The 14569-nt window shown below is 64.9% G+C and carries 12 protein-coding genes; 2 read left to right on the forward strand and 10 right to left on the reverse strand.

Annotated features, from left to right (window positions below; genetic code table 11):
• Nucleotides 1–30 precede the first annotated feature (30 nt).
• The gene (locus tag ACOABP_RS01240) at nt 31–1038 is read right to left on the reverse strand and encodes a sulfate ABC transporter substrate-binding protein (protein ID WP_066733457.1); all 1008 of its coding nucleotides are present in this window, start codon (nt 1036–1038) and stop codon (nt 31–33) included.
• Between the two features lie 277 nt (nt 1039–1315).
• Here ACOABP_RS01240 and ACOABP_RS01245 point away from each other — a divergent pair, with 277 nt between their 5' ends.
• Both ACOABP_RS01245 and ACOABP_RS01250 read left to right on the forward strand, forming a co-directional pair.
• Nucleotides 1316–1501, forward strand: coding sequence for a type II toxin-antitoxin system HicA family toxin (locus tag ACOABP_RS01245; RefSeq protein WP_066733459.1), 186 nt, complete (start codon nt 1316–1318; stop codon nt 1499–1501).
• A gap of 84 nt (nt 1502–1585) precedes the next feature.
• Nucleotides 1586–2005 (forward strand): type II toxin-antitoxin system HicB family antitoxin, encoded by a 420-nt coding sequence (locus ACOABP_RS01250; RefSeq protein WP_066733464.1) that lies wholly within the window; start codon nt 1586–1588, stop codon nt 2003–2005.
• Nucleotides 2006–2298: 293 nt separating this feature from the next.
• Here the strand turns inward: ACOABP_RS01250 and ACOABP_RS01255 are convergent, their stop codons facing one another.
• From ACOABP_RS01255 to thrC, 9 genes are all read right to left on the reverse strand, one after another.
• On the reverse strand, nt 2299–4299 hold the full coding sequence (locus tag ACOABP_RS01255) for a gamma-glutamyltransferase family protein (RefSeq protein ID WP_474227882.1): 2001 nt from the start codon (nt 4297–4299) through the stop codon (nt 2299–2301).
• A gap of 376 nt (nt 4300–4675) precedes the next feature.
• Nucleotides 4676–5155: an OsmC family protein gene (locus ACOABP_RS01260; protein WP_474226631.1), complete on the reverse strand. Its 480-nt coding sequence runs from the start codon at nt 5153–5155 to the stop codon at nt 4676–4678.
• 109 nt (nt 5156–5264) lie between these two features.
• Entirely contained in the window at nt 5265–7853 is a 2589-nt protein-coding gene (clpB, locus tag ACOABP_RS01265) for an ATP-dependent chaperone ClpB (protein WP_474226632.1), read from the reverse strand.
• A 210-nt stretch (nt 7854–8063) separates the two neighbouring features.
• Nucleotides 8064–10247, reverse strand: coding sequence for a D-(-)-3-hydroxybutyrate oligomer hydrolase (locus ACOABP_RS01270; RefSeq protein ID WP_474226633.1), 2184 nt, complete (start codon nt 10245–10247; stop codon nt 8064–8066).
• A 310-nt stretch (nt 10248–10557) separates the two neighbouring features.
• Nucleotides 10558–10938: a fluoride efflux transporter CrcB gene (gene crcB / locus ACOABP_RS01275; protein ID WP_474227883.1), complete on the reverse strand. Its 381-nt coding sequence runs from the start codon at nt 10936–10938 to the stop codon at nt 10558–10560.
• Between the two features lie 37 nt (nt 10939–10975).
• Entirely contained in the window at nt 10976–11470 is a 495-nt protein-coding gene (locus tag ACOABP_RS01280; RefSeq protein WP_474226634.1) for a molybdenum cofactor biosynthesis protein MoaE, read from the reverse strand.
• 1 nt (nt 11471) lies between these two features.
• Nucleotides 11472–11729 carry a molybdopterin converting factor subunit 1 gene (moaD, locus tag ACOABP_RS01285; protein WP_474227884.1) on the reverse strand — a complete coding sequence of 86 codons (258 nt, stop codon included), beginning with the start codon at nt 11727–11729 and terminating at the stop codon, nt 11472–11474.
• Between the two features lie 11 nt (nt 11730–11740).
• Nucleotides 11741–12976, reverse strand: a complete 1236-nt coding sequence (locus ACOABP_RS01290) for a molybdopterin molybdotransferase MoeA (protein ID WP_474226635.1) — start codon at nt 12974–12976, stop codon at nt 11741–11743.
• Between the two features lie 142 nt (nt 12977–13118).
• Nucleotides 13119–14564, reverse strand: a complete 1446-nt coding sequence (gene thrC / locus ACOABP_RS01295) for a threonine synthase (RefSeq protein WP_474226636.1) — start codon at nt 14562–14564, stop codon at nt 13119–13121.
• Between the last annotated feature and the right edge of the window lie 5 nt (nt 14565–14569).

Consider the following 14569-nt stretch of genomic DNA (forward strand, 5'->3'; position numbering starts at 1 on the left):
ATCGTGCCGGGGGCCGCCCCGGCGCTGTGATTACCGCTTGCCGGGCTGGTACACCTGGTCAAACGAACCGCCATCGGCAAAGTGCGCCTTCTGGGCCTTGGCCCAGCCGCCGAACACTTCGTCGATCGTGAACAGCTTTACCTTCGGGAAGTTGGCGGCGTACTTGGCGGCCACCTTTTCCGAGATCGGACGATAGTAGTTCTTGGCTGCGATCTCCTGGCCTTCGTCGGTGTACAGGAACTGCAGGTAGGCCTCGGCGGCCTTGCGCGTGCCCTTCTTGTCCACCACCTTGTCCACCACGGCCACCGGCGGCTCGGCCAGGATCGAGACCGACGGCGCCACGATGTCGAACTTGTCCGGCCCCAGTTCCTTGATCGCCAGGATGGCCTCGTTTTCCCATGCGATCAGCACGTCGCCCAGGCCGCGCTCCACGAACGTGGTCGTGGCGCCGCGCGCGCCGGAATCCAGCACCGGCACGTTCTTGAGCAGCTGGCCGACGAATTCCTTCGCCTTGGCCTCATTGCCGCCCGGCTGACGCAGCGCATAACCCCAGGCCGCCAGGTAGTTCCAGCGCGCACCGCCCGACGTCTTCGGGTTCGGGGTGATGACCTGCACGCCCGGCTTCACCAGGTCGTTCCAGTCCTTGATATGTTTCGGGTTGCCCTTGCGCACCAGGAACACGATGGTCGACGTGTACGGCGACGCGTTGTGCGGCAGGCGCTTCTGCCAGTCGGGCTTCAACAGGCCCTTCTCGGCAATGGCGTCGATGTCGTATCCCAGCGCCAGCGTGACCACATCGGCGTCCAGGCCATCGATCACCGAACGTGCCTGCTTGCCCGAGCCGCCATGCGACTGCCGAATCTGCACCGTATCGCCGCCCTGCGCCTTGTAGGCCTTGGCAAACGCGGCGTTCACGTCCACATACAGCTCGCGCGTGGGGTCATAGGAAACGTTCAGCAGGTTGGTATTGGCCAGGGCGGCCGGTGCGGCGCCAATTGCGGACAGTACTGCGAGGCCCAGGGCCAGCTTGCGAATCATGTTCAATTGCTCCCGTCAGAGTTGTCGTGAAATGCCCCCGCCTTGATCGGACAGGGTTTCTGTCAGGGAGAAAGGCTACCGGCCGGGCCTTCTGAACGGAACGAATGGTTTCGCCGATCCAAGCACGTTTTCTGCATAAGATCGGGCGGGAATATGGGAATGCCGGAAAGCTCGCATCGCCATCTTGACAACGCAACATAAATGTTGCATTTTACCGGTTGCGATTCACAACATATATGTTGCACAATGCCGACCTCTCAACCGACTAGGGAGGGGCATGAAATACAGCGAGTTCAAGCGGTGGCTCGAACAGCAGGGTGCGGTTTTCCAGAAGCACCGCAGCGGTTCCAGCCACTACCGGGTCACGCTGAATGGCTTCACGACGATCTTTCCCCATCATGGCAGCAAGGAAATGGGCAAGGATCTGGAATTGAGGATCAGGAAGCAGCTCGGCCTGAAGTGAGGGGCAGGCCCGCAAAGGGCCTCCTTTCACCCGGACTCGCCATCCCATACCTGGCATCGACCGACTTACCACAGGACGCACGACATGTTCTCGTACCCCGTAACGCTGACGCCCGATAGCAATGGCACTCTGCTAGTCACCTTTGCTGACATCCCGGAAGCCAATGCCGTCGGCGTCGACGAAACCGATGCGCTGAAGCAAGGGCTGGAGGCCCTTGAAGCGGCGCTGGACATCTACTTCGACCTGCGCCGCCCGATTCCCCTGCCCTCCAAGTCCCGTCGCGGCCAGCCAACGGTCACACTGCCCGCATTGGTCACCGCCAAGGTGCTCCTCGCCAACGAAATGCTGGCGCAAGGTGTACGCAAGGCGGATCTCGCTCGGCGGCTGGATGTTCACATGCCACAGGTGGATCGACTCCTGAACCTGCGGCACTCTTCCAAGCTGGAAATGATCGAGAAGGCGCTGGGCTCGCTGGGCAAGCGGCTGGACGTTCAACTCGCCTGATTGGAGCGCGGTGACCGCACCCCGATCGATGGGGCTTGTCACAGCGCATTCGCCGGCCCAAAAGAAAAAACCCGCAGCACCGGAGTTGCGCTGCGGGTCAAGTTTCCATTCCGGAAACGGGTAGACAAGTCATGAAGAGCGCCCCCGCATCTCCATGACGGTTCAAATATTAGCCATCCGTTCCCATTCGCAAGTTGACGCAGGTCAACCGCCCCACAATCGCGGGCGGTTGGCTGCAAAATCCTGCCAACAGGACAGAGGAACCCTGCCGAACGGCGTAGTTCGGGTGGCAGTCATGGCGTAAAGGTATTACCCAGCACAACGCCCTCGCGCCGGGGGTCTGTGCCGCCCTGCAGCACGGGCGCGCCGCCGGCCTGGGTGCGCAGGATGGTGTTGACGCCGCTGGACTGCGCCGAGGTCGAGATGGTGTGGCCCAGCGCCTTCAGCCCGGTAATCAGCGGATCGTTGGCGCCGCCATTGCTGGCATCGATGTCCGGATGCTCGCCGCCGATGGTCGTGGTGGCGCTGTTGCTGGCGCCAAAGTCCACCAGGTTCGACGCCTGCTGCGCGTCCAGCCCCCAGTCGAGCACGCCAACCAGCGTCTTGACCACATATTGCGGAATGGTGCCGCCGCCCGGCGAGCCGGTAGCCATCAGGAAATCGCCAATCGACCCATCGGCAGCCTTGCGGAACACCAGCGTCGGCGCCATCGAGCTGCGCGGCCGCTTGCCCGGTTGCACCCGGTTGGCGACCGGGTCGCCGTTGGTATCCGTGGGTGTCGCCGAGAAATCGGTCAGCTGGTTGTTGAGCAGGAAGCCATTGGTCATATGGAACGATCCCATGCTCGACTCCACCGAAGTGGTGGCGCTGACGACATTGCCCTGCGCGTCAACGATCGAGTAGTGGTTCGTACCGTGCTCCACCAGCGGCACCACGCCCAGGGGCACCGCACCGAAGTTGCCGGGCGCGGCCGTGTGCATCGACTGGTTCGGATCGATCAGCGAGGCACGCGTCTGCAGGTAGGGCTTGTTCAGCAGCGTGTCCCAGGTGCCGCCGGGCAACGGCACGAAGTCCGTATCGGCCACGTACTTGTCGCGATCCGCGTAGGCCAGCCGTTCGGCCTCGCTCACGCGGTGCACGCCCTGCACGGTCGGCTTGCCGCCCTCGGCGTCAACGGGACTGGGCTTGAACGATGCCATGTCGAAGTTCTCGATGATCTGCATCGCCGATGCCACGGTGATGCCGCCCGATGTGGGCGGCGGCGCGCCGCAGATCCAGTACGCGCGGTACGTCACGCAGACCGGGGTGCGCAACTTGGCCTCGTACGCGGCCAGGTCGGCCAGCGTGGTCTTGCCCGGGGTGGTCGGCGTGCCGTCCGTGGCGGTGGTCGAGCCGATCTTGGCGATGATGTCGTTGGCGATGGCGCCCTTGTAAAGCGCGTCGGCGCCCTGCGCCGCCATGGCGGTCAGCGTGTTGGCATAGGCCGGATTCTTGAGCACCGTGCCGAGCGCCTTGGGCGTGCCGTCCGCGTTGAAGAAATAGGCGGTCGCGTCGGGGTCGCGCTTCAGGCTGGTGGCGTTCGACGAGATGGCCTGCGCAAGCCGGCCGCCGATCGGAAAGCCATTGGTAGCCAGCGAGATGGCATCGCCAAACAGGTCCTTCCACGCCAGCTTGCCGTGCTCCTTCTGCACGCGCTCGATCATCCTGGGCACGCCGATGGTGCCGATCGACCTGCCACTGGCCCGCGCGCTGGGCTTGGGTAGCGTCTGGTCGGTGGCATCGTCCACATATCGCAGGTAGTTCTCGGTGGCGGCCGCCGGCGCGGTTTCGCGGCCGTCATAGGCCTGCACCGTCTTTGCGGTGGCATCGTAATAGAGCATGAAGCCGCCCGACCCCATCCCGGTGGCCTCGGGCACGGTCAGGCCCAGTACGGCCTGCACGGCCACGGCGGCGTCAGCGGCCGATCCACCGTTCTTGAGCACCGCGCAGCCCGCCGCGCTGGCATAGGCATTCGACGTGGAGACCATATAGGTCTTGGCGTAGACCGGTTTCAACCCGGTGCGATAGCCGGTAGCAGGCTCCGGCAACGCGGGGTCGCCGGGCTGGTTCGACCCGACCACCACCGTGCTGCCGTTGCTCGCCAGCACCTGGCAACTGTTGTCGGCCTGCGGCGTGGTGGGTGTCGTGGGTGTCGTAGGTGTGGTTGGCGTCGAGTTGTCGTCGCTGCCACCGCAGGAAACGACCAGCAGCGTGCCCGCAACCGCGGCCGCCAGGGTCAGGGGGACCTTCCGTATTGGCAACACCATATTTCCTCCAGACTACAAAGAAGCGCCGGGGGGCGCGATCTGCGAATGTCGGACAGGCAGGCGTGGCAAGGCGTGGATCGGGCGTCTGCCGTGTTCTTGTTGTACGCAAGGACGAGCGAGGCCCGCCGGGCGGGTGGGCTCGGCAACCGGATGCGACGGGCTGGGAAACGGGCAACCCCGCGCGGCGGCGCGGGGCCAGGCCCTATGAGGTGTTGCTCAGGACAACGCGGATATTCATGACCGTGCTGACTGTTGGCTTGTCAAGCAATGCAATGTGTCAACACTAGTACATGAGGATCGTGATGGACAAGCAGCTTTCGCACGGTATTGGTGAGGCAGCGGACATATGCGCCCCACATATGGCTCAGTCCGCAGCCGCCTGCACGATCACCGGCTCGCACCGGATCGGGAAGTTGACCGAGTTGGCGACATAGCATTTCTCGTGTGCCACGTGGTGCAGGTGCGCGGCCTGCCCGGCGTCGTCGCCGGCGCGGATCGTTACGTGCGGGCGCAGCACGATTTCCGAGAACTGCCCGCCTGCGGGGCTGTCAGTCATGGTGCCTTCGGCCTCGTCCACATAGGCCAGCACGGCGATGCCGGCATCCGAGCACAGGTGCAGGTACCAGAGCTTGTGGCAGGCGCTGGCCGACGCCACGAGCAGGTCTTCCGGATTCCAGCGCCGGGCATCGCCCAGGAAGGCCGGGTCCGACGAACCGGGGATCTCGGGCTTGTCGCCGGCGCGGATCGTGTGGTCGCGTCCGTAGGCGCGGTAGCCGGTGGTGCCGGTGCCGCGGTTACCGGTCCATTCCACGGTGACTTGGTACTTGTGCTCGCCATGAGCCATGGGATTGCTCCAGGGGGTTGGAATCAGGCAGAGCCGGTATTGTGGCGCAAGAATCGAACGAAAAAAGGACCTCCGGAGAGGTCCTTTTGGGTGCCGTCGACAGCCCGGCTCAGTGAACGATGCGTCCAAACGTGAAGTGGTCGTCCTCGTAATCCACCGGTATCACGTCCTTGGCGGCAAACTTGCCTTCGAGGATGGCCTTCGCCACCGGGTTCTCGATCTGCTGCTGGATCGCGCGCTTCAGCGGCCGCGCGCCGAACACCGGATCGTAGCCCGCGCTGGCAATCTTCTCCAGGGCACGCTCGCTGATATCCAGCGTCATGTCCATGCGTGCCAGGCGCGACTGCAGGCGCTGCAACTGGATCCTTGCGATGGATTCGATGTTCTTCTGGTCCAGCGCATGGAACACCACCACCTCGTCGATCCGGTTCAGGAACTCCGGCCGGAAATGCGTGCGCACTTCCTGCCAGACCGCGCCCTTCACCGCTTCCTGCGGCTCGCCGGACATTGCCTGGATGATGTGCGAACCCAGGTTCGACGTCATCACGATCACCGTGTTCTTGAAGTCCACGGTACGGCCCTGGCCGTCGGTCAGGCGGCCATCGTCCAGCACCTGCAGCAGCACGTTGAACACGTCCGGGTGGGCCTTCTCGACCTCGTCGAGCAGGATCACCGCATACGGCTTGCGGCGCACGGCCTCGGTCAGGTAGCCGCCTTCGTCATAGCCCACGTATCCCGGCGGCGCGCCGATCAGCCGGCTCACGCTGTGCTTCTCCATGAATTCGCTCATGTCGATACGGATCAGGTGCTCTTCCGAATCGAACATGAACTCGGCCAGGGCCTTGCACAGTTCGGTCTTGCCCACGCCGGTCGGCCCCAGGAACAGGAACGAGCCATACGGCTTGTTCTCGTCCGACAGCCCGGCCCGCGAACGGCGGATCGCATCTGACACCAGCCGCACGGCCTCGTCCTGCCCCACCACGCGCTGGTGCAGCCGGTCTTCCATACGCAGCAGCTTCTCGCGCTCGCCCTGCATCATCTTGGCCACCGGGATACCCGTGGCACGGCTGACCACCTCGGCAATTTCCTCGGCCCCGACCTGCGTGCGCAGCAGCTTGTTGGGCTGCTTCTGCTCGGAGGCCTCGGCCTTGTTGGCCGCCTGCAGCTTGCCCTCCAGCGCCGGCAGCTTGCCGTACTGGAGTTCGGCCACCTTGTCGAGCTTGCCTTCACGCTGCAGGCGCGAGATATCGAGCTTGATCTTCTCGATCTCTTCCTTCAACGCGGCCGCACCCTGCGCGGCGCCCTTCTCTGCGCGCCAGATTTCGTCCAGGTCCGCGTATTCCTTCTCCAGGCGCGTGATTTCCTGCTCGATCAGTTCCAGGCGCTTGCGCGATGCCTCGTCCGTTTCCTTCTTCACCGCCTCGCGCTCGATCTTGAGCTGGATCGTGCGGCGCTCGAGCTTGTCCATCGCCTCGGGCTTCGAGTCGATTTCCATCTTGATGCGCGCGGCCGCCTCGTCGATCAGGTCGATGGCCTTGTCCGGCAGGAAGCGGTCGGTGATGTAGCGGTGCGACAGTTCCGCCGCAGCCACGATGGCCGGGTCGGTAATCTCCACGCCATGGTGCAGTTCGTACTTTTCCTGCAGGCCGCGCAGGATGGCGATGGTCGATTCCACGCTCGGCTCGTCGACCAGCACCTTCTGGAAGCGGCGCTCCAGTGCGGCATCCTTCTCGATGTACTTGCGATACTCGTTCAGCGTGGTGGCGCCGATGCAGTGCAGCTCGCCGCGCGCCAGCGCCGGCTTGAGCATGTTGCCCGCGTCGATCGCGCCTTCGGCCTTGCCCGCGCCCACCATCGTGTGGATCTCGTCGATAAAGACGATGGTCTGGCCTTCGTCCTTGGCAACGTCGCTGAGCACCGCCTTCAGGCGTTCCTCGAACTCGCCGCGGTACTTGGCGCCGGCCAGCAGGCCAGCCATGTCGAGCACCAGCACGCGCTTGTTCTTGAGCGTCTCGGGCACTTCGCCATTGACGATGCGCTGCGCCAGCCCTTCGACGATGGCGGTCTTGCCCACGCCCGGTTCGCCGATCAGCACGGGATTGTTCTTGGTACGGCGCTGCAGGATCTGGATCGCGCGGCGGATTTCGTCGTCGCGGCCAATCACCGGGTCGAGCTTGCCCGCGCGGGCCCGCTCGGTCAGGTCCACCGTGTACTTCTTCAGTGCTTCGCGCTGCGATTCGGCATCGGCGCTGTTCACGTTCTCGCCGCCACGCACGGCCGTAATGGCCGCTTCCAGCGACTTGCGCGACAGCCCGTTCTCACGCGCGATGCGGCCGGTGTCGCCCTTGTCGTCGGACACGGCCAGCAGGAACAGTTCGCTGGCAATGAACTGGTCGTTGCGCTTGATCGCTTCTTTCTCGGTGGCGTTCAGCAGATTGTTGAGGTCGCGTCCAACCTGGACCTCATTGGTGCCCTGTACCTGCGGCAGCCGGCTGATGGCGGCGTCCAGCGCGGCCTGCAGCCCGCCGACGTTCACGCCGGCACGCGACAGCAGCGTGCGGGCCGAGCCGTCTTCCTGGGCCAGCAGCGCACGCAGCAGGTGCTGGGGTTCGATATATTGGTTGTCGTGGCCCAGGGCCAGGCTCTGCGCTTCGGCCAGCGCTTCCTGGAACCGGGTAGTCAGTTTGTCAATTCGCATCAGGCGCCCTCTCTCTCAAGTCGATGAGTGTGTCCTGGTGCGGGGCGGCGGCGTTGCAGCGCCTCGGCTGCCGTTTCGCGCATGCCCTGCCGGACACGTTACTCCCGAAAGATAGGGCTTTGCATTGACATTTCAAGACACCCGCCACACAACTTGTACAGACTGCAAGTGCATGGCGGGTTACCTGGCCTTCAGTGGGTTGCCGGGCGGCTAGTTCGGCACGTCGACGGTGGTACCACTCACCGAGATCTTGTCGCCCACAGCCGGGGTGGCCGCGATCGGCGGCACATTCGAGGGCAGGATCTGCGGGGCGACAATGTCCGTCAGGCCGCCGGCGCGCGGTGTGGTGCGCACCACCTGAGATGGCGGCAGCGCCGTACCACTCTTCAGGTTGGCGTAGACCGCATCCAGGGCCCGGTTCACGTAGACATGCATCGGAATGAACCGCGCGCCATAGCCAGCCACTGAATCGATGAAACCATCGAAGTGCTGTCCGTTCGTCACTTCGATATAGGACAGCTTGCTGGCATTGCCCTCCACCGACTTGTTCAACCCCAGATAGGGCCGTGACGTGTGATTGACCGGCAGCAACGCATCGCTGCGGCCATGCACGATCATCGCCGGCTTGCCGCGCAGGTCGCCGTTGCGATACGTCTGGGCAATACCCGTCGTCAGGGCCGTGTTCCGGTTGTCGAGGAGATTGCGCAGGCACAGGGCGCCATCCAGGTTCGCATCGGCCACGCTGTTCGACTTCGATTTCGACAGGAAGTCACGCGTGGCGCCACCCGGCGAGTCGTCGTTCATGATCGTCACGCTCGTGGTCGGCGGTATGCCATTGCCCGTGGAGAACAGTCCGGCCAGCGAAATGGCCGGGATCGTGGCAGGCACCAGCGTCGTCGGCGCGGGCGAGGCAAAGCTGTAGCTGCACAGCCGGTCGGTAACGCTGGCCCGCGAGTAGGAGTTTGCGTAAGTCACCGAGATCGAACTCGCCACCTCCAACAGCGACAGACTGGTGTGCAGCTCATCCGATTCCGGTTCCCACCCCGCCGCGTGCATGGCGCCGAGCGCGGCAGTGGCCTGGTCCGAGGTCGTGGCCCCCGTCAGCTTTCCTGCCGCCACCAGCGAAGTACAGCGGTCGATGGTCTGTGACGGCAACGCCGGGAGCGTCGAAGAACCGGAAACACGTGGCGCATTCGCCAGCGTGGCCACCTGCGCCGCACACAGCTGGAACAGGTTTGCCGTCGTCGTGTAGTCGTACAGCGACTTGCCCGACGCTGCCACCGCCGTGCCGCCGCGCCGCACCGTAATGACCGGGGCCGGCGGCATTTCCACGTTGGGCTCGCCCACCGCCACCCCGTCGATCAGCCCGTCCTCGTCCTGCTCTGCAGCGGCAATGGCCGCCCCGCCCCCGTTCGAGATGGCCGACGCGATGACCAGCACATTGCTCTTTGTGAAGGTGATCTGGCGCAAACCATCCGTACCCATCGTGCCGAAGCGATCGTTCAGCGCAAACATGGCGAACTGGATGGCCTGCAGCGTATTCCTGCCCCAGTCGGCTTCAGGGTTCTGCTGCGAATGGGCATGCTTGAACGCAAGCCGGTGCTGGAAAGACGCGTTGAACGCCGCCAGCGAAACCCCGCCCGGCTGGGCCGCGAACTGGGCCAGCTTGCCTGCGGTGGTCCGGTCGGCGCGTGTGCCATCGATCAGCGGCACCGTATCGGATTCAAGGTCATGCGGCGCCGCGCCGGTGCCCTTGTCGGTATACGCCACCGCGCAGCCACGCTTGAGGCCCCACTCGCCCACCGCAATGCCGCCATAGACGCCGCGCGACCCCGACGACGTGGCGGAAATGATGCATGGGTTGGCCCGGTCGAACGAATCGGGAATCTGGACCATCATCGTCACGTTCTTGAGCCCGGAGCCGTCATCGGCATAAGCGATGTATTCGGTACCCGGCACCTTGCCCTGGCTGGCCGTGACGTTGCCCTGCGAATCGACGTTCGGCCCGTACAGCGAGCCGTAGCCGCCGGCGGCCTGGATGTCCACGATGGCCCGGTAATTGACGTAGATCGCATTGCGGCGCAGTTCCGCCGCCGTCGGCGCATTGGGATTGGCAAAGACCGGCGCCGTACCCGCCAGCCCGTCCTTGCCCAGCCCTGCGGTGAGCAGGTCGTCGGAATTGCCGTCGTACGACTTGATCGAAATCGTGCCGACGATAAAGTCCGGACGCGTGTTCGGATTCGTCGCGGGAGGGGTGGTCCCGGTACCGCCCGACGAATCTCCGCCTCCGCAGGCCGAGAGCAACAGGGTGGAAGCGGCCACCGCAACAGCGGTCTGCCGGAACCGGCGCCGCAATTTGGGGCTCGCAAGCCGCGAGGCATGGCGATGCTGCATGGGGATGTCTCCTTGTTATGAACGGAACTGGTAAGGCCGCGATAAGACAAGGACTGCTGGAAGGACTGCTGATTGCCGCACGAATTGCCGGATTCTTGTAAGCCACGGCGGGCCGGCAAGCGCCCGTAGCTGCACTTTCTAATGATTGTGAAAGCAGACAGGCGAACCGCACGAGGTGCTTTGCACACCTCAATGCCCATGCGGGAAATAGTAGTCGGTCCAGGACGGACCAACAGCAACAAATGTATCGGGACTGTTACCTATGTCCCAGAACCAGGGGGCCGGGGGAATTCCCGGCCGGTCCGGCGCTTCAGGACAACGTGCGGTACGTCCAGATGCCCAGTGCGGTCAGCAGTAGCGAGCCGCCCAGGTGGGTCGCCAGGTGCGCCAGCGCCCAGCGGTAGTCGCCAGCCAGCAGGTTGCCGATCACCTCGCTGGAAAAGGTCGAAAACGTTGTCAGGCCGCCCAGGAAGCCGGTCACGGCCAGCAGGCGCCACTCGGGCGGCAACGACGGATGGGTATCGAAAAACGCCACCGCCAGGCCGATCAGATAGCCGCCGACCAGGTTCGACGCCAGCGTGCCATACGGCAGCGCCGGATTGGCGGCATTCCACATCACGGAAAACGACCAGCGCAGCCACGCCCCCACGGCAGCGCCCACGCCTACCGCCACAAACCCCATCGGACCCATCAAGTCGACCCTTTCGTCCTTTCGAACTTTTTTGTACTTATTTGTTGTGGTTCGTGCCCGCCGCTTCGGCGTTGAACGATTCGATGCCCCAGCGGCGCAGCGCCGCATCGTCGGAAACCCGTGCGTCAACCCAGCGCGCGCCCTCCGGCGTGGCTTCCTTCTTCCAGAACGGCGCCTCGGACTTCAGGTAGTCCATGATGAACTCGCAGGCGGCAAAGGCATTGCCGCGATGTGCGGACGCCACCGCCACCAGCACGATCTGGTCCAGCGGCTGCAGCAACCCCACCCGATGCACGATCGTCACGCCCAGCAGTTCCCAGCGCTGGCATGCGGCAGCCTCGATCTGCGCCAGGGCCTTCTCGGTCATGCCCGGATAGTGCTCAAGCTCCATGGTGCTGACGCGCGAGCCGTCGCTGACATCGCGCACGGTGCCGATAAAGCTGGCCACGGCACCCACGCCCGGGTTGCCGGCGCGCAGCGCAGCCACCTCGGCACCGAGATCGAAATCCTCCAACTGAACGCGCACCGTCATCTCAGCCTCCGGTCACGGGCGGGAAGAACGCCACTTCGCAGCCATCGGCCAGCGGCGTGTCTGCGCGGGCCACGGCGTGATCCACCGCCATGCGCAGGGCCTTGCCTTCGGCCAGCGCCTCGGCCCACACGCCGCCGCGCGCGCGCAGCCAGCCGCGCAGATCGCCTACGGTACGTACATCGGCGGGCACCTCGGCGTGCTCGGCGGCCTGGCCGACCTGCTCGCGCACACTGGCGAAATAACGAAGTTCAAGTTGCATCGACATGAAGACTAGGCCAGCAGGCTGGCAAACGGGATGAACTGCACGGTGTCGCCGCGCGCGATGGACTGGTTGGGCGGATTGTCGATCAGGCCATCGCCCCAGACCGTGGACGTCAGCACGCCCGAGCTTTGGTTCGGGAACAGGTCGAGCCCGCCGGCATCGTTCAGGCGCGCACGCAGGAATTCGTTGCGGCGGTCGCCCTTCGGCAGATCGAAATCGGCGCGCATGGCAATGCGGCGCGGCGTCACGTCCGCAACACCCTGCAGGCGCAGCAGGAAAGGCCGCACGAACAGCAGGAACGTGACGAAGCTCGACACCGGATTGCCGGGCAGGCCGATGAAGAAGGTTGGCGCATCGGTGCCGTTGGCGACCTGACCAAACGCCAGCGGCTTGCCGGGCTTGATCGCGATCTGCCAGAGGTCCAGCCGCCCTTCCGCGGTCACGGCCGGACGGATATGGTCTTCCTCGCCTACCGACACCCCGCCCGAAGTGATGATCAGGTCGTTGCCTTCGGCGGCACGGCGCAGCGTGTCGCGCGTGGCGGCCAGCGTATCGGGCACGATGCCGAAATCGGTCACCTCGCAGCCCAGGTTTTCCAGCAGGCCGCGCAGCGTGAACCGGTTCGAGTTGTAGATGGCGCCGGGCTTGAGCGGCTCTCCGGGCATCGCCAGTTCGTCGCCGGTAAAGAACACGGCCACGCGCACCCGGCGAATGACGTCCAGCCGGGCCTGCCCAACCGACGCCGCCAGTCCCAGCGCCTGCGGCGACAGCCGCGCGCCCACCGGCAGGATCTGGCTGCCCGCCTCGATATCCTCGCCCGCGCGGCGGATCCATTCACCCGACGCCGGTACGTGGTTGACGATCACCGCATCGTCGTCGGCCTGGCACTGCTCCTGCATCACCACGGCATCGGCCCCCGGCGGAATCAGCCCGCCCGTGAAGATCCGCGCGGCCGTACCCGGCACCAGTTCGGATCCGACATGGCCAGCCGGGATGCGCTGCGACACCGGCAGGCGGGTGCCTTCGGCCGGCACATCGGCCGCGCGCATCGCGTAGCCGTCCATCGACGTGTTGTCGGCAGGCGGCACGCGCAGCGTACTGGTTACCGGCGCCGCCAGCACGCGGCCGTTGGCATCGAGCGTATCGACGGTTTCCGTTTCGGTGATGGGACGAGCGCCGGCCATCAGGGCGTCCAGCGCCTGGGCCATCGTCAGCATCGGGGGACGCGCTGCGGATTGGGTCATGTGGGTCTTCGGGGTCTGGTTGGCCCCAGAAAGCAAAACAGCCCCCGGGAGAAACACCCGGGGGCCGTGGCAGCGGGGCCCGGCAAACCCGATTGTAGCGAGTTGGCGCGGGAACCACAGGTGTCCGGGGCAATACCCCTTATTACAGACCCGTGTGCTGCACGATGTACGCCTTGACCGTGTCGGTATCGGCCGGCATGACCTCGAAGCGCTGGGGCAGCTTCTCGATGCCGTCGAATGCCGACGGACGCTCGGGCTCGTGGCCCAGCGCCTCGCGGATCGTGTCCGCAAACTTGGCCGGCAGCGCGGTTTCCAGCACCACCATCGGCACGCCAGCCGACAGGTGCTCGCGCGCCACCTTCACGCCATCGGCGGTATGGGTGTCGATCGTCACGTCGTAGCGCTGCTTGACGTCGCGGATCGTAGCCACGCGGTCATCGTGCGTGCTGCGGCCCGAGACAAAGCCGAACTGACGGATGCGGTCGAATTCCGGCGTGCCGGACAGGTCGAACCCACCCTTGGTATCCACGTCGCGGAACAGCGCGGCCAGCTTGCCGCCGTCCTGGCCCAGCAGGTCGAAGATGAAGCGCTCGAAGTTCGACGCCTTCGAGATATCCATGCTCGGGCTCGACGTGTGGTACGTCTGCGCCGATGTGCGTACGCGGTACGTACCGGTGCGGAAGAACTCGTCCAGCACGTCGTTTTCGTTGGTGGCCACCACCAGCTTGTCGATCGGCAGGCCCATCATGCGCGCGATATGGCCGGCGCAGACATTGCCGAAGTTACCCGACGGCACGCAGAACGACACCTTCTGGCCAGGGCCGTCGGTCGCCAGCAGCCAGCCCTTGAAGTAGTAAACCACCTGGGCCACCACACGCGCCCAGTTGATCGAGTTCACGGTGCCGATGCACTGGCGCGCCTTGAACGCGTGATCGTTCGATACGGCCTTGACGATGTCCTGCGCGTCGTCGAACACGCCTTCGATGGCGATATTGAAGATGTTCGGGTCCTGCAGGCTGAACATCTGCGCGGTCTGGAACGCGCTCATCTTGCGGTGCGGGCTCAGCATGAACACGCGGATGCCTTCCTTGCCGCGCATCGCGTACTCGGCGGCGCTGCCGGTGTCACCCGAGGTCGCGCCCAGGATGTTGAGCTTCAGCCCGGCACGCTTGAGCGCGTACTCGAACAGGTTGCCCAGCAGCTGCATCGCCATGTCCTTGAAGGCCAGCGTCGGGCCGTTGGACAGCCCCAGCAATTGCAGCTTCGTGCCGCCCTCTTCGCCCAGCGTGCGCAGCGGCGTGATATCGGCGGTGTTGTCGCCCGGGCGCGCGTTGCAGTACACCTCGGGGGTATAGGTCTTGCGCGTCAGCGCACGCAGGTCCTCGGCCGGGATATCGTCACAGAAGCGCGACAGCACCTCGAACGCCAGGTCGGCGTACGGCAGCTTGCGCCAGGCTTCGAGTTCGTCGGCCGTGACTTGCGGATACTGCTTCGGCAGGTACAGGCCGCCGTCCGGAGCCAGGCCCCCGAGCAGGATCTCGGAGAACGATTGCGGCATGTCATGGCCGCGCGTCGACTGGTATTTCATGGCAA

The organism is Cupriavidus sp. HE11 (assembly GCF_056097175.1).

Coding starts and splice junctions, on each gene's coding strand:
- ACOABP_RS01240 (WP_066733457.1), bottom strand. CDS start 1,038: ATGATTCGCAAGCTGGCCCTGGGCCTCGCAGTACTGTCCGCAATTGGC.
- ACOABP_RS01245 (WP_066733459.1), top strand. CDS start 1,316: ATGAAATACAGCGAGTTCAAGCGGTGGCTCGAACAGCAGGGTGCGGTT.
- ACOABP_RS01250 (WP_066733464.1), top strand. CDS start 1,586: ATGTTCTCGTACCCCGTAACGCTGACGCCCGATAGCAATGGCACTCTG.
- ACOABP_RS01260 (WP_474226631.1), bottom strand. CDS start 5,155: ATGGCTCATGGCGAGCACAAGTACCAAGTCACCGTGGAATGGACCGGT.
- clpB (WP_474226632.1), bottom strand. CDS start 7,853: ATGCGAATTGACAAACTGACTACCCGGTTCCAGGAAGCGCTGGCCGAA.
- ACOABP_RS01270 (WP_474226633.1), bottom strand. CDS start 10,247: ATGCAGCATCGCCATGCCTCGCGGCTTGCGAGCCCCAAATTGCGGCGC.
- crcB (WP_474227883.1), bottom strand. CDS start 10,938: ATGGGTCCGATGGGGTTTGTGGCGGTAGGCGTGGGCGCTGCCGTGGGG.
- ACOABP_RS01280 (WP_474226634.1), bottom strand. CDS start 11,470: ATGACGGTGCGCGTTCAGTTGGAGGATTTCGATCTCGGTGCCGAGGTG.
- moaD (WP_474227884.1), bottom strand. CDS start 11,729: ATGCAACTTGAACTTCGTTATTTCGCCAGTGTGCGCGAGCAGGTCGGC.
- ACOABP_RS01290 (WP_474226635.1), bottom strand. CDS start 12,976: ATGACCCAATCCGCAGCGCGTCCCCCGATGCTGACGATGGCCCAGGCG.
- thrC (WP_474226636.1), bottom strand. CDS start 14,564: ATGAAATACCAGTCGACGCGCGGCCATGACATGCCGCAATCGTTCTCC.